Genomic DNA, 18,275 nt, shown 5'->3' with positions numbered 1-18,275 from the left:
GCACCTGACGCTTGATCACAAAATGGCGAGTCCTATAAGAACCCTCCTCAATAGCTTGGGAAGCTATAGTTTTACCAATAAACTATACCCGCTTCGAAGCAAGACTTTTTACCAGAACCCTCCTCGAATGAGAAGCCCCAAGCTTGTAAAAAAGCCTGTCGGCGGCCCGTAGCCTGAGGGTGGCGAGGGCTACAGGACGCCGATGCGGTCAGATCGCCAGTGCATGCTGCCCCGGTTCCTGTGTGTAGCGTTGGCGGGATTCACGCAAGGCCGGCTTGAGGAAACCGAGCATGGCATCGCGGGTATCCTCGCAGGCGCTTTTGTGTTCCATGTCCAGGAAGTGGCCGGCACCGCGGATCACGCTGAACTGGCTGCGTCCGACATGGCGGCTGAACTGGCGCGCATCCTCGACGGTGGTGTACTCGTCGCGGTCGCCGTTGATGAACAGCACCGGGATGTCGATGTTGCGCGCGGCCTTCAGCGCCCGCTCCAGGTCGTGGTCGAGCACCTGGTTGATGTGGAAGTGCATCTGCGCGTACTCATGGCTGTCCAGGCTGCTGACGTGCCGGTAGTTGAAGCGCTTGAACAACGACGGCAGGTACTTGCCGATGGTGTCGTTGACCAGGTTGCCCACCTGGTAGCGGTCGCAGGCGGCGAGGTACTGGCAACCGCGGTCGAGGTAGTCGCGCATCGGTTCGTTGATCACCGGCGAGAACGAGCTGACGATGGCCTTCTTCACCAGCCGCGGCTGGTGCGCCAGGGCCAGCAGGGTGCAGGCGCCGCCCCAGGAGAACGACATCACGTGATCGGCACGGAAGTGCTCGATCAGCTCAAGCAGGATGTGCGCCTCGGTTTCCTTGGTCAGTAACCGTTCATGGCGGTTGTGGGGTTTCGACTTGCCGGCGTACGGCTGGTCGTACAGCACCACGTTGAACTGCGGGTGCAGGCTGCGCACTGTCTGTGCAAAGGACGCCGTCGTGGCCAACGAGCCATTGATCAGAATGATCGTCTTCTCGGCGCCCTGCGCGCGATGGAACTCCGTGTAAACCCGGTACTGCCCTTGGATATCAAGTACAGCGATTTCTGGCCTCATGTCATCGACTCCTGGCGCAAAAAGGGTATTCGCGTCACCTCGTGGCCTGCGTGGTCGCTTGGCGGGCTGGCGCCGAACCGACCGGAATGGCCATCAGGGTGCACGTGCTTTATGACAGGTAGGCATTCGCCTGGAACTGAAAACCGGTGGGCCCTTGTGTCGATCCTTGACGCTGGTGTCGACGGTATTGTTGTGGCGGGCGATTACCGTGCCCCAGGGCATCGAGACCCCAGGTGGCCGGTAAAGGGCGTCTTGGACTGCGGTTGTGACTGGTTGGTCACATGCAGACCGACGAGTTAGCAGTCAAGCAGCGCGGCTAGGATCGCGCAAGTGCCGTCGGGACAATCTTTGGTGGGAAACCGCCGAATGGTGATCGGCTCAGACCGAGGCGATTTCCGCGTCGGTCAACGCCCTGAACTCTCCAGGATGCAATATCGGGTCCAGGGTGATCGACCCCATGCTTTCCCGATGCAGCGCCACCACCTTGTTCTGGAAGTGTCCGAACATCCGCTTCACCTGGTGATAGCGGCCCTCGACGATGGTCAGGCGCGCGCTGCGCGGGCCGAGGATATCCAGCTGCGCGGGCAGGGTGGTGAGGTCTTCGAAGGCGAAGTAGAAGCCTTCACGGAACCTTTCGACGTAGTGCGCACCAATCTCGTCTTCGGTGTGCACCAGATAAGTCTTGGGCTGCTTGGTCTTTGGCTGGGTCAGGCGCCGCGACCACTGGCCATCGTTGGTCAGGATCATCAGCCCGGTGGTGTTGTAGTCCAGGCGCCCGGCGATGTGCAACTCATCGCGCAGCGCCGCCGGCAGCAGGTCGAGCACGGTGCGGTGCTGTGGGTCCTGGGTGGCGCTGACGCAACCGCTGGGCTTGTGCAGCATCAGGTAGCGTGCCGGGTGCCCGGCCTGGAGCACCTGCTCGTCTACTGCGACGCGGCTGAATTCACGCACCTCCAGCAGTGGGTCGGCGGTCGCCACTCCGTCCACGCGCACACGCCCTTGCGCCAGCAGCAGGCGCACTTGCTGGCGGTTGTAGCAGGGCAGGTTGCCGAGGAATCGGTCGAGGCGCATGGTGGGTCGTCTGCGGGAAATCGGCGCGCAGTCTAACGGATAGTGCGCGCCTGCGCTGCCTTGAGCTGCGCGTCCACCTGTGCGCAGCGCGGGCACAGGCAGGCCTTGTCGCGCAGTTCTGCGGGCAGGGCTTCGATGACTGCCGAGTCGATGACCACCTCGAAGCACCAGCAGCCTTGCGTGGCGCTGCGTGGATCGGCCAGGCCGCATTGGTTGAGGGCGCCGCAGGCGGGGCAGCGTTGGGGGTCAGGCATGGTCGGTTCCGGGCATCTCGCTGCAGACGCGGTTGCGTCCACCTTGTTTGGCACGATAGAGGGCGTGGTCGGCGCGGGTCAGCAGATTGTGCAGGCTGTCGCCGCGCTGCAGGGCAGACAGGCCGATGCTCGCGGTCAGGCGCAGTGGCTGGTCGGCATAGCTGAAGGTCAGTTGCTCGGTGCGCCGACGGATCTTCTCCGCCACTTCGATGGCCTGGCGGCCTTCGGCTTCACGCAGCAGCACGATGAACTCCTCGCCGCCCCAGCGGCAGAGTATATCGGACTGGCGCAGGCTGCTCTGCAGCACATTGGCGAACTGGCGCAGCACTTCGTCGCCGGCCAGGTGGCCGTGAGTGTCGTTGAGGGCCTTGAAATGATCGAGGTCGATCAGCAGGGCGACCAGCGGCGCACTGTCGCGCTGGGCCTCGACCAGCGCCTGGCCGGCCAGCAGGTCGAAGCTGCGGCGGTTGGGCAGGCCGGTGAGGCTGTCGAGGGTGGCCAGCGCCTCGGCGTTGTCCTGGTGGCGCTTGACCATGGCGTTGAGCAGCGACAGCACGACCAGGGTGATCATCGCGCAGATCGCCAGGTTCAGGTACAGCGACTGGCGGATGCGCTCCAGGGCGCCGGTCTCGCGCTTGTCCACCAGCAGGTACCAGCCCAGCTCCGGCAGCAGGCGCACGTTGAGGAAGTGGCTGTGGCCGTCGTTGTCGGTGTACTCATGGCTGCCGGTGGTGGGTGTCGGCATGCGCGCCAGCAATGCCTGCCACTGGTTGCTGTCGGCCAGTTGCTGGCCGGCGCGCAAGCCGTGGGGACCACCGTCGGAGCCGGTCAGCAGGACCTTGCCCTGCGCATCGGTGAACAGCACCGATCGCTGGTACCTGCGTTGATAGTCATCGATCAGGCGCACCACCGACTCCACGCTCAGGCCCACCCCGGCGGCGCCGATGAAGCGTTGCTGGTAGTCGAGCACGCGGTGGTTGATGAATACGGTGAGCTTGTCCTGGTTGGCCATGTCCAGGTCGACATTGATCTCGTAGGGTTTGTTCGACTGGCGCAGGCGGAAGTACCAGGCGTCGCGCCAGGCATCGGGGCGTACCTGCTTGAGCACGCCCTTGGCCTGGTAGTAGGTGAGGCTGCGGTCGGAAACGAAGAAGCTGGTGCAGGTGACCTGGCTGCCCATCACTTCGCCGAGGTAGCGGGTGACGCGCGTGGTGTCCTGCTCGCCGCCCAGTACCCAGTCCCGCAGGAAGGTGTCCTGGGCCATCATCGATGAGATCAGCACCGGGCGAATCAGGTCTTTCTGGATTTCCGAATAGACCGTGTCGGAGGTCAGCGGCAGCTCGGTGTTGACGATCCCGTCGCGGATCGCCCCGCGCGAGGCGTAGTAGCTCAACAGCGAGGTGGCCAGGAAGCCGCAGGCCAGCAACAGCAGCAGGGCAAGGATCAGCGAGCGTTGCGAGAACAGGGCGGAGGGCGAAGGCATGATCTTCCCGTGAAGTGTGCCGGTGGCCACATTCTAGTGAGATGACCGAAAAATGACTGCATGTTTTTCAGGGTTATACGACCTGTTTCAATTTGTTGCAGAAATGGCACCGAACCCTGGCGCGACTGTCTTATCCAGTGTCGATGAACGCATTGCCATCGACGCCCGCCAGCGCCGCTGTGCCGGGCACCCCTGCGGTCCAGGAGGCCGCCATGTACCCACGAATCCTGCTCATCGTCCTGCTCGGACTGCTGACATCGGCCTGCGCCCCTTATTATGCGGACAACGGCTATTACCGGCGTGACTACTACACCAGCGATCGCTACGTATACCCTGGCTACTACCGCGAGGATCGCTACTATGTGGCGCCGCAGCCACGCTATTACTACCAGCCCGCGCCGCGTTACTACCGGCCCGCACCGGTGCCGCAGTACCGCCCTTATCCGGCGCCCGGCGTGCAGCCGCGCTGGCAAGGCAACCCACGCTACGACTATGGCAACCGCCAGCGCTACGACTATGGGCGCGATCGCGACCGCCACGACTACCGCAATGACGATCGCCGAGGTGATCGCTGGCATTCGAACGGCCAGGGCAATCGCGACCGTCGACCAGACGGCGGGCGAGGTAGCGAGCGGGGCTGGTCGCGTTGACCGCGTGCGCACAGGCACCGCGATGCGTCATCCCAGTTCTGCCAGCGGGTGCCGCCCCTCCCAGACCTTGCTGAAATGCGCTTCCACCACCGCCGCTGGTACCTGCGCCACATCCGGCCAGTGCCAGTGCGGGGTGTTGTCCTTGTCCAGCAGGCGGGCGCGCACCCCTTCGCTGAACTCCGGGTGACGGCAGCAGTTCAGGCTCATTGTGTACTCCATCTGGAATACCTGGGCCAGCGAAAGGTGCCGTGCCCGGCGGATCTGTTCCCATACCAGGTGCGCCGTCAGCGGGCAGCCCTCATGCAGGCGCTGACCCGCCGCCGCCAGCAACGGATCGGCATGCCGGGCCAGGCCGGCCAATGCCCGCCAGGCCGCGACGGGGTCGGCGACGTCGAGCACTTCGTCGATCACGGCCCGACGTGCCAGCCATTGCCCTTCGGGCAGCTCCACGCAGGCACGGTGCTGTTCGGCCTTGAGCAGGCTGTTGAGCTGCAGGGCGGTCTGCTCCTGCCAGTTCAACTGCAGCAGCTCTTCGATCAGCGCCTCCTGCTGATGCTCGCCCAGGAAGCGGTCGGCCAGGCCCAGGTCCAGTGCGTCGCGGGCATTGAGGGGCGCGCCGGTCAGCCCCAGGAACAGGCCAAGCTTGCCGGGCAGGCGGGCCAGGAACCAGCTGGCGCCGACGTCGGGATACAGGCCGATGCTGATCTCGGGCATGGCCAGGCGACTGCTGGGTGTGACGATGCGCACTGCGGCGCCTTGCAGCAGGCCCATGCCGCCGCCCAGCACATGGCCATGGCCCCAGCACAGCAGGGGCTTGGGGTAGGTGTGGAGGTGATGGTCGAGACGGTACTCACTGGCGAAAAAGGTGGCCGCAAGCGGCGGTACACTGCCGGGGTGTTCGCGGCACGCCTGGACCAGTGCCCGCACGTCGCCGCCGGCACAGAAGGCCTTCGGCCCGTTGCCGCGCAGCAGCACGCAGACGATCCCGGGGTCGCTGGCCCAGGCGCGCAGCCGTTCGTCGAGCACTTCGATCATGGGCAACGTCAGGGCATTGAGCGCCTTGGGCGCGTCAAGGGTGGCGATGCCGATACGGGCGCCGTCGGCGCCGGTCAATACCTCGCATTGAATGGACATGGGTTACCTCGCGCAAATCATCCCCTCAGTATGGCCTGCCGCGCCGAAGCTGCCGGTCGTCGGTCGGATCGATTGACAAGCCGGCCAGGCTTTCCTAGTGTCGCGGCACTTTGCTTTTGGATGCCCCCATGACCGACGACGATCGCATCAAACTCGAGCCCAGCTGGAAAGCCGCGCTGCGTGCCGAGTTCGACCAGCCCTACATGCATCAGCTACGCGAGTTCCTGCGCGGCGAATACGCCGCCGGCAAGGAGATCTACCCGCCCGGGCCGCTGATCTTCAACGCCCTGAACTCCACGCCGCTGGAGCAGGTCAAGGTGGTCATCCTCGGCCAGGACCCGTACCACGGCCCGGGCCAGGCCCATGGCCTGTGTTTCTCGGTGCAGCCGGGCATCGCCACGCCGCCGTCGCTGGTCAATATCTACAAGGAGCTGCAGCGCGACCTCAACCTGCCGATCCCCAGCCACGGCTACCTGCAGAGCTGGGCGGAGCAGGGCGTGCTGCTGCTCAACACCACCATGACCGTGGAGCGGGCCAATGCGGCTTCGCATGCGAAGAAAGGCTGGGAATTCTTCACCGACCGGATCATCCAGGTGGTCAGCGAGCAGTGCCCGAACGTGGTGTTCCTGCTGTGGGGCGCGCATGCGCAGAGCAAGCAGAAGCTGATCGATGCCAGCAAGCACCTGATACTCAAGTCGGTGCACCCGTCGCCGTTGTCGGCCTACCGTGGGTTCTTTGGTTGCGGCCATTTCAGCCGCACCAACAGCTTCCTCGAGCAGCGCGGCATCGCGCCGATCGATTGGGCGTTGCCGCCGTTGTGACCTGAAGGAGGGCCGCGAAGCGGCTCATCTTGCTCAGTGCCTGGCCCACTGCCGGAACAACGGCTCGGCCAGAAACAGCACGAACAGCAAGCGCATCACCTGCAGGGCCGTTACCAGCGGCACCGACAGTTGCAAGGTCTCGGCCGTCAGGCTCATCTCGGCGATACCCCCAGGCATCATGCCCAGGGTCAGCGAGCGCAGGTCCAGGTGCGTCAGCAGGCTCAGCGCCCAGGCCGCGCCGGCGGCGATCAGCATGCACAACGCCGTGGCCAGCAGGGTGCGCCCCAGGAACGATGGCGCCCGGCGAAAGAACGCCCGGTTGAAGTGGCAGGCCAGGCCACTGCCGATCAACCACTGGCCGATCTGGCTGGCGCCGTTGGGCAGGCCTATCTGCAGGTTGCCCGCCAGGCTTACGCCGGCAGCCACCAGCAACGGCCCGAACAGCCAGGGGTTGGGTTGGCGCAGGCGTTGCCACAGCAGTGCCATGAGCACCCCTAACGGCGCTATCAACGCCAGCCAGCCCCAACTCACGCTGCCGGCATGGTTCAGCGGCACGCCATCGCCCAGCAGCAGTTTGAACAGCGCCGGCACGCACAGCACCACCGCCAGAACCCGCAGGCTCTGCGCCGCGGCCACCTGGCTGAGCACCGCGCCATTGCGCGCACCGAGGTTGACCATCTCGCCCGAGCCGCCCGGCATGCTGGCGAAGAACGCCGTCGCCCGGTCTTCACCGGTGCGCCGCAGCAGCCACACGCTGATCACACTGGAGAGGGTGGTGAACAACGCACCGAAGAAGATCAGCGCGAAGTGGCTGGCCACCTGTTCGATCACCGCCGGGGTGAAGTGCAGGCCGATGCCGATGCCGATGATCCACTGCCCGCACTTGCGGCCATTGGGGATTTCACTGAGCTGCCAGGGGGTCAGGCAGCGCACCAGGATGATCGCCAGCAACGAGCCGACCATCCACGGCAAGGGCCAGCCGACCTTGCTGGCGGCAAAGCCGCCCGCAAGGCCGACCAGCCCGGTGGCCCAGAACAGTGGCAACGACCGGTCAGGCATCGGCCGTTGCCCGGCGCTGCAGGGCACGTTTGCGCCAGATGCGCAGCAGCGGCAGGCTCAGCATGCACACCACCAGCACCCACACGCCCATGCTGATCGTGCTCGACCAGAGGATGCCCAGTTCGCCGTTGGAGATCGACAGCGCGCGGCGCAGGTTCTGCTCCATCAGACCGCCGAGGATGAAGCCCAGCAGGATCGGCGACAGCGGGAAGTCCAGCTTGCGCAGGATGTAGCCCATGATGCCGATGCCGACCATCAGGAACAGGTCGAAGGTGGTGGCATGCACTGCGTACACGCCGATCGCGGTGATGATCGCGATCACCGGCACCAGTGCCCAGTTCGGCACGGCAAGGATGCGGGTGAAGATGCGGATCATCGGGATGTTCAGGATCACCAGCATGATGTTGGCGATGAACAGCGAGGCGATCAGGCCCCAGACGATGTCCGGTTGCTGTTCGAACAACAGCGGGCCGGGAGTGATGTTGTACAGCGTCAGGGCGCCGATCATCACCGCGGTGGTGCCCGAGCCTGGCACGCCCAGAGTCAGCATCGGCACCAGGGCGCCGCAGCAGGACGCGCCAATGGCGGTTTCCGGGGCAGCCAGGCCGCGAGCGTCACCCTTGCCGAACTTGCCTTTATCGCCGGCGATGCGCTTCTCGGTCATGTACGCAACGGCACTGGCCAGGGTCGCACCGGCACCCGGCAACACGCCCATGAAGAAGCCGAGCAGGCCACAGCGAATGTTGACTAAGAATACCGATGCCGCTTCCTTGAGGTTGAACAGCATGCGCCCGGTGGCCTTGACCGCCACATGGCCATGGTGGGTTTTCTCCAGCAGCAGGAGGATCTCGCTGATCGAGAACAGCCCCAGCACCAGCACGACGAACTGGATGCCGTCGGCCAGGTGCACGCTGTCACCGGTGAAGCGGTACACGCCGCTGTTGGCGTCGATGCCCACCGCCGAGAGGAACAGGCCGATCAGCGCGGCAATGAACGTCTTCAGTGGTTTGTCGCCGGCCATGCCGCCGAGGGCGACGATGGCGAACACCATCAGCACGAAGTACTCCGCCGGACCGAAGGCGATTGCCCATTTCGCCAGCAGCGGGGCGAACAGCACCATGCCGCAGGTGGCGATGAAGGCACCGATGAACGAGCTCCAGGCCGACAGCGACAGGGCCACGCCGGCCAGACCCTGGCGGGCCATGGGGTAGCCGTCGAGGGTGGTCATCACGGTGGAGGCTTCGCCCGGGATGTTCAGCAGGATCGAGCTGATCCGCCCGCCGTACTCGCAGCCCAGGTACACGGCGGCCAGCAGGATCAGCGCCGACTCCGGCGGCAGGCCGAGGGCGAAGGCGATGGGGATCAGCAGGGCCACGCCGTTGATCGGGCCCAGGCCCGGCAGCAGGCCGACCACGGTGCCGATCAGGGTGCCGGTCAGGGCGGTGACCAGGTTGTACGGGCTCAGGGCGACGCCGAAGCCCTGGCCCAGGTAGCTCAAGGTATCCATGTGTCAGTTCTCCAGTACGTCGAGCAGGCCGAGGGGCAGGGGGACGTCCATCACCCGGTCGAACAGCCAGTAGAGGAAGATGCTCATGCCCACCACCACGAGGGCGCTGTGCAGCCAACGGCCACCGTACAAACGGGCCATGGGCAGGCCGACCAGGATGGCGCTGAGGATGAAGCCCAGCGCCTCGAAGGTGGCGGCGAAGACGATCAGCAGGCCGACGCAGGCCGCGATCTTGATCAGGGTCTCGCGGTCCAGTTCCGGCTCATCATCCTTGCGCACGATGGGCGTGGGGCGAATGGCCAGGTACAGCAGGCCCAGGCTCATCAGGCCGAGCATCAGCAGCGGGTAGGCGCGCGGGCCCACCGGTTCGTAGGAGAAGGCGGCCTGGTAGGGCCAGGCCATCACCGCCAGCACGGCGCACAGCGCCAGCAGGACGAGGGCGAAGAGGCGTTGCAGGATCATGTAGAAATCCTCGAAAAGGATTGCTGAAGCACAACTCGGGATCTGTGCTGGCCGTATCGCTGGCAAGCCAGCTCCCACAGGACGTCCGTCGCTTCAGAACCTAGCGCAGGCCCTGTGGGAGCCGGCTTGCCGGCGATGAGGCCAGTACAGGCTGCATGGCTTACTGGATCAGGCCGAATTCCCGGGCCAGCGCCTTGTAGTCCGCCACCTGCTTCTTCACATAGCCGTCCAGCTCTTCGCCTGTCATGGCGAACGGGAACAGTTCGCGCTGGTCACGCAGCTTGGCGAAGTCCTCCGAGGCCAGCAGCTTGTCGAACGAGGCCTTCCACCAGGCGTAGTCCTCGTCGCTGACCTTCGGCCCGAGGTAGAAGCCGCGCACCACCGGCCAGACGATGTCGTAGCCCTGCTCCTTGGCGGTGGGGATGTCTTTCATCTCCGGCTCGTCCAGGCGGTTCTCGGAGAACACCGCGAGGATGCGCATGTTGCCGCTCTGGATGTGCGGCATGGAGTCGGAAATATCGGTGGAACCCACCTGGATGTGCCCGCCGAGCAGCGCGGTGGCGATCTCGCCGCCGCCTTCCAGGGCCACGTAGCGCAGGTCGCGCGGGTTGATGCCGGCGGCCTTGGCGATCAGCGCGGTCTGCATCCAGTCCTGGCTGCCGACGGTGCCGCCGGAGCCGATCACCACCTTGCTCGGGTCCTTCTTCAGGGCCGCGACCAGGTCATCGAGGGTCTTGTAGGGCGAGTCGCTCTTCACCGCAATGGCGCCATAGCTGGTGCCGACCGCCGCCAGCCATTTCACTGCGTTCTCGTCGAAGCGGCCGAACTTGCCCTGGGCCAGGTTCAGCAGCGAACCGCTGGACCAGGCCACCAGGGTGCCGGCATCGCCTGGCCGCTGGGCGACCACGGCGTTGTAGGCTACCGCGCCGACGCCGCCGGGCATGTAGGTCACGCGCATGGGCTTGCTGAGGATCTTCTCGTTGACCAGGGCGCTTTGCACCAGCTTGCAGGTCAGGTCGAAACCGCCGCCGGGCGAGGCCGGGGCGATGCATTCGGGGCGTTTGGGTTCGGCGGCCAGGGCGTTGCCGGCCAGCAGCAGGCAGCCGGTGGCCAGGACGAGGCGGCGCAGTGAAAAAGTCATCGTCTATCTCCGTGAGCGTTGTTGTTATGGGTTACCACAGAGCCACGCTGTAGCTCACCAGCAGCCGCACCTCGTCCGCGTCGCGGGCGAAGTTGGAGCGGAAGGTGGCGTTGCGCAGGCGCACGGCGACGTTTTTCAACGGGCCGCTTTGTACCACGTACTTCAGTTCGGTGTTGCGTTCCCACTCCTTGCCCTCGCCGCCAGCTGCGCGGCTGACGTTGTCGCCGCTGATGTAGCGGGTCATGAAGGTCAGGCCGGGGATGCCGAGGGCGGCGAAGTTGTAGTCGTAGCGTGCCTGCCAGGAGCGCTCGTCTCTGCCGGCGAAGTCATTGATCTGGACGAAGTTGACCAGGTAGGGGTCGGCACCGTCGACGTAGGGGAAGGCGCTGTCGCCGGAGAGCTGCTGCCAGGCGCCGCTGACCTTGTGCCCGCCCAGGGTGTAGCTGAGCATGCCGTTGACGGTGGTGTTGTCGATCTTGCCGGCCTTGGCCGCGCCGGCATCGTCGCTGATCGCCAGGCGCAGGTCGGCGCCCAGGGTGCCCGGGCCCCACGGCTGGGTGGCGAGCATGCCGATGAAGTGCTGGCGGTAGATGTCGTCGAGCTGGGCGAAGTGGTAGCTGCCGGTGATGCGGTCGGTGAACTGGTAGTCCAGGCCGCCGGTGTCGAAATGGTCGGCGCTGAAAGTGCCGCCGAAGCGACTGTTCTTGTTGTTGAGGGCCAGGTCTTCCCAGTTGGTGTCGTTGCGGTCCTTGGCTTTTTCCAGGCGGGCGCCGGTGAAGGTCAGGCCATTGATCTCCTTCGAGGTGACCAGGCCGCCTTCGAAGGTCTGCGGCAGGATGCGCCCGTCGTTGGGCTGCAGCGTGGGCAGCTCGGGGATCAGCGTGCCGACCTTCAGTTCGGTCTGCGAGACCTTGACCTTGCCGGTCAGGCCGAGCTTGGAGTATTCGTCGGCAGCCTTGCCGTTGTCGTGGGTCGGCAGCAGGCCGGTGTCGGTGCGGTCCTTGCTGGAGTCGAGCTTGACCCCGAGCATGCCCAGCGCGTCCAGGCCGAAGCCCACGGTGCCTTCGGTATAGCCGGACTCGAAGTTGAGCATGAAACCCTGGGCCCATTCGTCGCGCTTGGATTGCTGCGCACTGGTGCCTTCGCGGAAGTCGCGGTTGAAGTACATGTTGCGGGTTTCGAAGGTGGCCGTGCTGTCTTCGAAGAAGGCGGCCTGGCTCATGGGCGCGACACCGGCAAGGGCGAAGGCGCTGGCGAGGGCGGAAGGTCGGGCGGCGAGGGAACGGATAGGCGCGTACGCCTGCGGCTGCGTGGACAGCATCGTCGGTGACTCCATTTATTGTTCTTATGTGTTTGCACCTTGCTGGTGCTTTTTGCGGCGCGCGGGGCAGCCGTGGTGCGATGCTAGGTAACCAACCTTTCGCTAACCTTTCAGCGTGAAAGGTTTGTTGCGAGGGCTTCACAGCACTCGCCACGGCGGTACACTCCGCGCAAAAAGCCCAGCCGAACAGGGAGAATCCGATGCGTGTGCTGCTGGTCGAAGACCATCTGCAACTGGCCGAAAGCGTGGCCCAGGCCCTCAAGAGCCAGGGCCTGACCGTGGACGTGCTGCATGACGGCGTGGCCGCCGACCTGGCCCTGGCCAGTGAGGACTATGCCGTGGCGGTGCTGGATGTCGGCCTGCCGCGCATGGACGGCTTCGAAGTGCTGGCGCGTTTGCGCGGCCGCGGCAAGACGTTGCCAGTGCTGATGCTCACCGCCCGCAGCGATGTGAAGGACCGGGTGCATGGGCTGAACCTCGGCGCCGACGACTACCTGGCCAAACCCTTCGAGCTGACCGAGCTGGAAGCAAGGGTCAAGGCCTTGCTGCGGCGCAGCGTGCTCGGCGGCGAGCGCCAGCAGCGTTGCGGCCCGCTGGTCTATGACCTGGATACCCGGCGCTTCGGCCTGGACGGCGAGCCGCTGACCTTGACCCAGCGCGAACAGAGCGTGCTCGAGGCGCTGATCGCCCGCCCCGGCCGGGTGATGAGCAAGGAGCAGCTGGCGGCGCAGGTGTTCGGCCTTGACGAGGAGGCCAGCCCCGATGCCATCGAGATCTACATTCACCGCCTGCGCAAGAAGCTCGACGGTCACCCGGTGGCCATCGTCACCTTCCGTGGCCTGGGCTACCTGCTCGAGCACCGCGATGCGTGACAACGGCAGCCTGCGCGGGCGCCTGCTGGGCAACCTGGCGCTGCTGCTGGTGGTGCTGATGTTGGCCAGCGGCCTGAGCGCCTACTGGAATGGCCGCGAAGCCGCCGACACCGCCTATGACCGGACCCTGCTGGCGTCGGCGCGGACCATCGCCGCCGGCCTGTCGCAGCGCGACGGCACCCTCAGCGCCGATGTGCCCTACGTGGCCCTGGACACCTTCGCCTATGACAGCGCCGGGCGTATCTACTACCAGGTTTTGGACATCAACCAGAAGCTGATTTCCGGCTACGAGCACCTGCCGCCCCCGCCACCGGGCACGCCGCGCACCGACGACTACCCGGCGCTGGCGCGTTTCTACAATGCCACCTACCTGGGCCAGGATGTGCGTGTGGTCAGCCTTCTCAAGGCGGTGAGCGAGCCGAACATGAACGGCATGGCCGAGATCCGCGTGGCCGAGACCGAGGAGGCGCGGGTGCGCATGGCCCGCGGGCTGATGGCCGACACCCTGCTGCGCCTGGGGATGCTGGCCTTCGGCGCGCTGGTGATGGTGTGGTTCGCGGTGAGCGCCGCGCTGCGTCCCCTGGAGCGCTTGCGCACGGCGGTGGAAGAGCGCCAGCCGGACGACCTGCGCGCCTTGCCGGTGGTGCAGGTGCAACGTGAACTGGGGCCGCTGGTGCGTGCGCTCAACCATTTCACCGAGCGGCTGCGTGGCCAGTTCGAGCGCCAGGCGCAGTTCATCGCCGATGCCGCCCACGAGCTGCGCACGCCGTTGGCGGCGCTCAAGGCGCGGGTCGAGCTGGGCCTGCGTTCGCGGGAGCCGGAGGAGTGGCGCAAGACCCTGGAGGCGGCAGCCCTGGGCACGGACCGACTCACCCACCTGGCTAACCAGCTGCTGTCGTTGGCGCGTGTGGAGAACGGCGCCCGGGCCATCGCCGAAGGCGGTGCCCAGCGCCTGGACCTGAGCCAGCTGGCCCGCGAGCTGGGCATGGCCATGGCGCCGCTGGCCCATGCCCGCGGCGTTGCCCTGGCGCTGGAGGCCGAGGCCCCGGTATGGCTCAAGGGCGAACCAACCTTGCTCAACGAGCTGCTCAGCAACCTGGTGGACAATGCCCTGGCCCACACCCCGCCCGGTGGCGACGTGGTCTTGCGGGTCCTGGCGCCGGCGGTCCTCGAAGTCGAGGACGATGGGCCGGGGATCCCGCAGGATGAGCGTGAGCGGGTGTTCGAGCGCTTCTACCGGCGCAGCGCCCAGGGCAGCGGGCTGGGGCTGGCCATCGTCGGCGAGATCTGCCGGGCGCACCTGGCGCAGATCAGCCTGCATGACGGCGAGCGCGGCGGGTTGAAGGTGCGGGTGAGTTTTATCGCGGATTGATGTCGGCTGTCGCGGGGCTTGCCCCGCGATCAGCCCTGTCGATTCAGCGCAACATGCTCCGCGCATCCAGCAGTTCGGCGATATCCAGTTCGGTGCCATAGGGCAGCCCCAGGTGCCGGTAGGCGGGCAGGGCGGCCAGTGGCCGGCTGCGCTCGCGCTGGCTGATGCAGCGGGCGATCTGGACGATGTCGATGTAGTCGATCTGGTCGGTGCGCCGGTCCAGGTCCTGCACCTGGCTGGGCAGGTTGACCAGCTGCTCGGGGAACTCCCAGGCACTGAGGATCTTGTCGCCCAGCACTGGCTGGATCTGCTCGATCACGAAATGCAGGCAGATCGGGTCGGACAGCAGTTCGTTGTGCTCTTCGGCATAGATCAGCACCGGCAACGCGCCGATCTGGTGCACCAGGCCGCCGAGGGTAGCCTGGTCGGGCTTGAGTTGGGTGTAGCGTCGGCACAGTTCATAGCTGATGCCCGCCACATCCAGGCTGTTGGCCCAGATATCGCGCAATTTGTGTTCGACCGCCGGGGCGCGGGCATGGAAGATCTGCTCGATCACCAGGCCGATGGCCAGGTTGCAGCTGTAGTTGATGCCCAGGCGGGTGATCGCGGTGTGCAGGTCGGTGACTTCGACGGCGGCGCGCAGCAGCGGGCTGTTGACCACCTTGATCAGGCGTGCCGACAGGGCGGCGTCGCGGCCGATCACCTTGCTCAAGGCGGACACGCTGATCTCGCTGTCTTCGGCGGCTTCGCGAATGCTCAGGGCAACTTCCGGAAGCGTCGGCAGGACCAGGTCGTCCCGGTCGATGGCGGCGAGCAATAGCGCTTGGACCTTCTCGGCCAGCTTGTTCATGGACTTCTCTACGGCAAAGGTGGTGCAGCCCCGGCATGAAGCCGGGGCGGGCTGGTCAGCGCTGGATTTCCCGGTCGCGGTCCAGTTCGTAAGGCAGGTCGAGGAGCGTCAGGCGCGGGCCTTCGAGGCTGCCCAGATGCAGGTTGTCGTCCACCACCGCATCGGCGCTGAGCACGGCCAGCAGTTCGACGGCGCTGCCGCTGCTGGCGGCTATCACCACCTCGCCGACCGACGAGCCGTGGGTTGGCGAGAAGATCTCGGCGCCCGGCTCGGGTACCGCTGTCTCGGCCAGCGCCAGGCGATACTGGCGGCGTTTGAGCTTGCCCAGGTACTGCATGCGGGCGACGATCTCCTGGCCGGTGTAGCAGCCCTTCTTGAAGCTGACGCCATCGACGGCCTGCAGGTTGATCATCTGCGGGATGAACAGCTCGCGGGTCGGGCCCATGACCTGGCCGATGCCCGCGCGCACCTGGCCGAGCAGCCAGTCGTTGAGCGTGCCCTCCGGCAGCGCGGCGGCGAGGGCCTCACGCACAGCGCTTGCCCGCTCGGCAGGCGCCCACAGTTCGACCCGGCCGGCCGAGGCGCGGACGGCGATCAGGCCATCATGACGCGCGGTCGCGCCGGCCTCGTCCGCCACGCTCAAGCTCAGCGCCTGCAGGGCCGCGTCGCCGCGCTGCAGGCCGAAGCGCGCCCAGGCGGCGCTGTCGTCGCTCAGCGTGGCCTTGGAGAACACCGCGTACTTCTTCAGGTCGGCCAACTGCGCCTCGAGCAGCTCGCTGGCCATGGCCAGCAGGTAGCCGTTGCCCTCGGGCAGGATACGGAAGCTCGATTGCATGCGGCCCTTGACCGTGCAGCGGGCACCAAGGCTCGCATGGGCTTCGCTGAGATAGCTGATGTTGCAGGTGACTTGACCCTGCAGGAACTTGCCGGCGTCGGAGCCGCGGACGGCGAGGATGCCCTCATGGGAGAGGGAACAGAAGAAAGCGGAATCGGCCATGGGTCATCGCGGTAGCTAAAGACTGGCGGCCATCATAGAACGCCGGTAACAAAATAGGTAGGTGAGTAGACCAACGCCTTGTGCCGCTTCATTCGCTGCGCGGTATACTGCGCGACCATTCGAGGAGGGCCCCATGGTCGAACAAACTGAACTCAATCGGCTTTTCTGGCACAGCCGTCGCGGCATGCTGGAACTGGACGTGCTGCTGGTACCGTTCACCCAGGAAGTCTACCCGAGCCTGAGCGAAGCGGACCGCGAGCTGTACCGTCGCCTGCTGACCTGCGAGGACCAGGACATGTTCGGCTGGTTCATGGAGCGTACCGAGTCCGAAGATCCGGAGCTGCAGCGCATGGTCCGCATCATTCTGGATCGTGTCCAGCCCAAGTGATTGTTTCGAATGCCGTTGGCAGGGCTCACGCCTGTTGCTGGCGGCCTATCTCGCCTGCCTGGCGCTGGCACTCATCGTCGGCGTTGTGGTCGCGTTGCCCGGTTGGCTGAAGGGCCTGCTGGTCATTGCCTCCCTTGCCCACGCCTGCTGGGCCATTCCCCGCCGGATCCTGCTGACCCACCCCGGCGCCGTCACCGGCCTGCGTCGCGAGTCGCGTGGCTGGCATATATACAGTCGTGCCCGGGGGTGGCAGCCAGCGCGCCTGTGCCGTGACAGCGTTGCCTTGCCCGCGGTGGTAGTGCTGCGCTTCGTGCGCAAGGGGCAATGGTTCAGCCAGAGCCAGTGCATCCCCAAGGATGCCCTGGCGCAGGAACAGCATCGAAGGCTGCGGGTGCGGCTGAAGTTCAGTCGGCGCCGCTGGGCCGCGCCGGCCTGAAGGGTCAGACCCCCTGCGGGATCTCTTCGCCGCCGAGTGCTTCGAACAGCACCGGCAGGAACTCGGTGAAGGTCATCATCATCAGCAGGAAGCTGGCGTCGAACTGTTGCTGGGCCTCGTCGCCACCATCCTGCTCGGCCTGCTCTTGCAGCAGCTCCTCGAACTTCAGGCGCTTGATCACCATCTTGTCGTCGAGCACGAACGACAGTTTGTCCTGCCAGGCCAGGGCCAGCTGGGTGACCACCTTGCCGGTGCTCAGGTGCAGCTGGATTTCCTCGCCGGTCAGGTCCTGACGCTTGCAGCGCACGATGCCGCCGTCTTCGGCGGTGTCACGCAGTTCGCACTCGTCGAGGACGTAGAAGCCTTCGGCGGCCTGTTGCGACTTGACCCAGTCGGTCATGGTCGCGCTTGGCGCGATCTTCACGGTGGCCGGGCGCACCGGCAGCGAACCGATCACTTCACGCAGGGTCGACAGCAGGTCTTCGGCGCGCTTGGCGCTGGCCGAGTTGACCAGGATCATGCCCAGGCGCGGGGCGATGGCGGCGAAGATCATCGAACGACGAATGAAAGCGCGCGGCAGGAAGGCCTGGATGATCTCGTCCTTGATCTGGTCACGTTCCTTCTTGTAGACCTTGCGCATCTGCTCGGCCTCGATCTCCTCGACCTTCTCCTTGACCGCGTCGTTGACAACGCTGCTGGGCAGGATTCGCTCTTCTTTACGTGCGGCGATCAGCATGAATTCGCCACTGACGTGAACCAGGGGGGCATCCTCGCCCTTGCCGAACGGTGCGACGAAACCGTAGGTGGTCAGTTCCTGGCTGGCGCAGGGGCGGGCCGGCTTGCTGGCCAGGGCGGCCTCCAGGGCCTCGGCCTCGAACGGTACTTCCTGGGTCAGGCGATAGGACAGCAGGTTCTTGAACCACATGAGGGGGAATCTCTCCTTAATACATAAGGCGGGCATTATTCTCCGAGCGACGGTTCCAGGCCAACCCTGTCAGAGGGCCAGCAGTCCTATATAGAGGAAGAAAATCGCGGCGCGGCTAGGTCTTTGAAAGGCCTGGAAATTTTTTTCATTTTTTTTGAAAAAAGTGCTTGCCAGGGTAGGAGGTCCTCCGTAGAATGCGCGCCACACCGAGACGAAGGGTGATTAGCTCAGCCGGGAGAGCATCTGCCTTACAAGCAGAGGGTCGGCGGTTCGATCCCGTCATCACCCACCACTCGATGTATAGCGCGGCGGTAGTTCAGTCGGTTAGAATACCGGCCTGTCACGCCGGGGGTCGCGGGTTCGAGTCCCGTCCGCCGCGCCATATTAAGCTTCCAGGGCCCACTGAACACCCGGAAGCAACAGAGAAAGCGACCTTAGG

General features: G+C 65.5%; 19 protein-coding genes and 2 tRNA genes. 8 read left to right on the top strand and 13 right to left on the bottom strand.

From position 1 onward, the window contains the following. Positions 1 to 208 precede the first annotated feature (208 nt). The 4 genes from C3F42_RS10715 to C3F42_RS10700 form a co-directional block, all read right to left on the bottom strand. On the bottom strand, positions 209 to 1,093 hold the full coding sequence (locus C3F42_RS10715; protein ID WP_094010152.1) for an alpha/beta fold hydrolase: 885 nt from the start codon (positions 1,091 to 1,093) through the stop codon (positions 209 to 211). Positions 1,094 to 1,471: 378 nt separating this feature from the next. Continuing rightward, on the bottom strand, positions 1,472 to 2,164 hold the full coding sequence (locus tag C3F42_RS10710) for a pseudouridine synthase (protein ID WP_038705533.1): 693 nt from the start codon (positions 2,162 to 2,164) through the stop codon (positions 1,472 to 1,474). A 32-nt stretch (positions 2,165 to 2,196) separates the two neighbouring features. Continuing rightward, a complete protein-coding gene (locus C3F42_RS10705) occupies positions 2,197 to 2,418 on the bottom strand; it encodes a cysteine-rich CWC family protein (protein ID WP_023631641.1) in 222 nt (73 codons plus the stop codon). Next, positions 2,411 to 3,901 carry a diguanylate cyclase gene (locus tag C3F42_RS10700; RefSeq protein WP_046856882.1) on the bottom strand — a complete coding sequence of 497 codons (1,491 nt, stop codon included), beginning with the start codon at positions 3,899 to 3,901 and terminating at the stop codon, positions 2,411 to 2,413. The genes C3F42_RS10705 and C3F42_RS10700 overlap by 8 nt, the downstream gene beginning before the upstream one ends. Before the next feature lie 212 nt (positions 3,902 to 4,113). Between C3F42_RS10700 and C3F42_RS10695 the strand changes: the two genes are divergently transcribed. Next, on the top strand, positions 4,114 to 4,551 hold the full coding sequence (locus C3F42_RS10695; RefSeq protein WP_094010151.1) for a hypothetical protein: 438 nt from the start codon (positions 4,114 to 4,116) through the stop codon (positions 4,549 to 4,551). 27 nt (positions 4,552 to 4,578) lie between these two features. On the opposite strand, the gene C3F42_RS10690 is transcribed toward C3F42_RS10695, so the two are convergent. Then, positions 4,579 to 5,685, bottom strand: a complete 1,107-nt coding sequence (locus C3F42_RS10690) for an enoyl-CoA hydratase/isomerase family protein (RefSeq protein WP_094010150.1) — start codon at positions 5,683 to 5,685, stop codon at positions 4,579 to 4,581. A gap of 128 nt (positions 5,686 to 5,813) precedes the next feature. Here C3F42_RS10690 and ung point away from each other — a divergent pair, with 128 nt between their 5' ends. After that, the gene (gene ung, locus C3F42_RS10685; protein WP_094010149.1) at positions 5,814 to 6,506 is read left to right on the top strand and encodes a uracil-DNA glycosylase; all 693 of its coding nucleotides are present in this window, start codon (positions 5,814 to 5,816) and stop codon (positions 6,504 to 6,506) included. A gap of 33 nt (positions 6,507 to 6,539) precedes the next feature. Here ung and C3F42_RS10680 read toward each other — a convergent pair whose 3' ends face one another. The 5 genes from C3F42_RS10680 to C3F42_RS10660 all read right to left on the bottom strand — a co-directional run bounded on the left by C3F42_RS10680 (position 6,540) and on the right by C3F42_RS10660 (position 11,996). Next, complete coding sequence (locus C3F42_RS10680) at positions 6,540 to 7,565, bottom strand: AbrB family transcriptional regulator (RefSeq protein ID WP_038705536.1); 1,026 nt, start codon at positions 7,563 to 7,565, stop codon at positions 6,540 to 6,542. Beyond that, positions 7,558 to 9,072: a tripartite tricarboxylate transporter permease gene (locus tag C3F42_RS10675; RefSeq protein ID WP_094010148.1), complete on the bottom strand. Its 1,515-nt coding sequence runs from the start codon at positions 9,070 to 9,072 to the stop codon at positions 7,558 to 7,560. The genes C3F42_RS10680 and C3F42_RS10675 overlap by 8 nt, the downstream gene beginning before the upstream one ends. A 3-nt stretch (positions 9,073 to 9,075) precedes the next feature. Further along, complete coding sequence (locus tag C3F42_RS10670; protein WP_023632081.1) at positions 9,076 to 9,534, bottom strand: tripartite tricarboxylate transporter TctB family protein; 459 nt, start codon at positions 9,532 to 9,534, stop codon at positions 9,076 to 9,078. Positions 9,535 to 9,694: 160 nt separating this feature from the next. Beyond that, the gene (locus tag C3F42_RS10665) at positions 9,695 to 10,675 is read right to left on the bottom strand and encodes a tripartite tricarboxylate transporter substrate binding protein (RefSeq protein WP_038705538.1); all 981 of its coding nucleotides are present in this window, start codon (positions 10,673 to 10,675) and stop codon (positions 9,695 to 9,697) included. A gap of 31 nt (positions 10,676 to 10,706) precedes the next feature. Next, positions 10,707 to 11,996: an OprD family porin gene (locus C3F42_RS10660; RefSeq protein ID WP_094010147.1), complete on the bottom strand. Its 1,290-nt coding sequence runs from the start codon at positions 11,994 to 11,996 to the stop codon at positions 10,707 to 10,709. Positions 11,997 to 12,196: 200 nt separating this feature from the next. Between C3F42_RS10660 and C3F42_RS10655 the strand changes: the two genes are divergently transcribed. Next, positions 12,197 to 12,868: a response regulator gene (locus C3F42_RS10655; protein ID WP_038705540.1), complete on the top strand. Its 672-nt coding sequence runs from the start codon at positions 12,197 to 12,199 to the stop codon at positions 12,866 to 12,868. Continuing rightward, a complete protein-coding gene (locus tag C3F42_RS10650; RefSeq protein ID WP_094010146.1) occupies positions 12,861 to 14,240 on the top strand; it encodes a sensor histidine kinase in 1,380 nt (459 codons plus the stop codon). Before C3F42_RS10655 ends, C3F42_RS10650 begins: the two co-directional genes overlap by 8 nt. A 43-nt stretch (positions 14,241 to 14,283) precedes the next feature. On the opposite strand, the gene C3F42_RS10645 is transcribed toward C3F42_RS10650, so the two are convergent. Then, positions 14,284 to 15,090, bottom strand: coding sequence for an HDOD domain-containing protein (locus tag C3F42_RS10645; RefSeq protein WP_104444407.1), 807 nt, complete (start codon positions 15,088 to 15,090; stop codon positions 14,284 to 14,286). Between the two features lie 55 nt (positions 15,091 to 15,145). Beyond that, positions 15,146 to 16,087: a folate-binding protein YgfZ gene (locus C3F42_RS10640; protein ID WP_094010145.1), complete on the bottom strand. Its 942-nt coding sequence runs from the start codon at positions 16,085 to 16,087 to the stop codon at positions 15,146 to 15,148. Positions 16,088 to 16,220: 133 nt separating this feature from the next. Here C3F42_RS10640 and C3F42_RS10635 point away from each other — a divergent pair, with 133 nt between their 5' ends. Then, positions 16,221 to 16,475 carry a succinate dehydrogenase assembly factor 2 gene (locus C3F42_RS10635; RefSeq protein WP_023631750.1) on the top strand — a complete coding sequence of 85 codons (255 nt, stop codon included), beginning with the start codon at positions 16,221 to 16,223 and terminating at the stop codon, positions 16,473 to 16,475. Next, positions 16,459 to 16,911: a protein YgfX gene (locus tag C3F42_RS10630; protein WP_094010144.1), complete on the top strand. Its 453-nt coding sequence runs from the start codon at positions 16,459 to 16,461 to the stop codon at positions 16,909 to 16,911. The genes C3F42_RS10635 and C3F42_RS10630 overlap by 17 nt, the downstream gene beginning before the upstream one ends. 4 nt (positions 16,912 to 16,915) lie before the next feature. On the opposite strand, the gene rdgC is transcribed toward C3F42_RS10630, so the two are convergent. Next, complete coding sequence (gene rdgC / locus C3F42_RS10625; RefSeq protein ID WP_023631647.1) at positions 16,916 to 17,836, bottom strand: recombination-associated protein RdgC; 921 nt, start codon at positions 17,834 to 17,836, stop codon at positions 16,916 to 16,918. Between the two features lie 216 nt (positions 17,837 to 18,052). Here rdgC and C3F42_RS10620 point away from each other — a divergent pair. Next, positions 18,053 to 18,128, top strand: a tRNA-Val gene (locus C3F42_RS10620). Between the two features lie 13 nt (positions 18,129 to 18,141). Continuing rightward, positions 18,142 to 18,218, top strand: a tRNA-Asp gene (locus tag C3F42_RS10615). The last annotated feature ends 57 nt before the right edge of the window (positions 18,219 to 18,275 follow it).

Source organism: Pseudomonas sp. PONIH3 (genome assembly GCF_002934345.1).
Taxonomy (GTDB): domain Bacteria; phylum Pseudomonadota; class Gammaproteobacteria; order Pseudomonadales; family Pseudomonadaceae; genus Aquipseudomonas; species Aquipseudomonas soli.
This window is presented reverse-complemented; position numbering and strand designations above follow the sequence as displayed.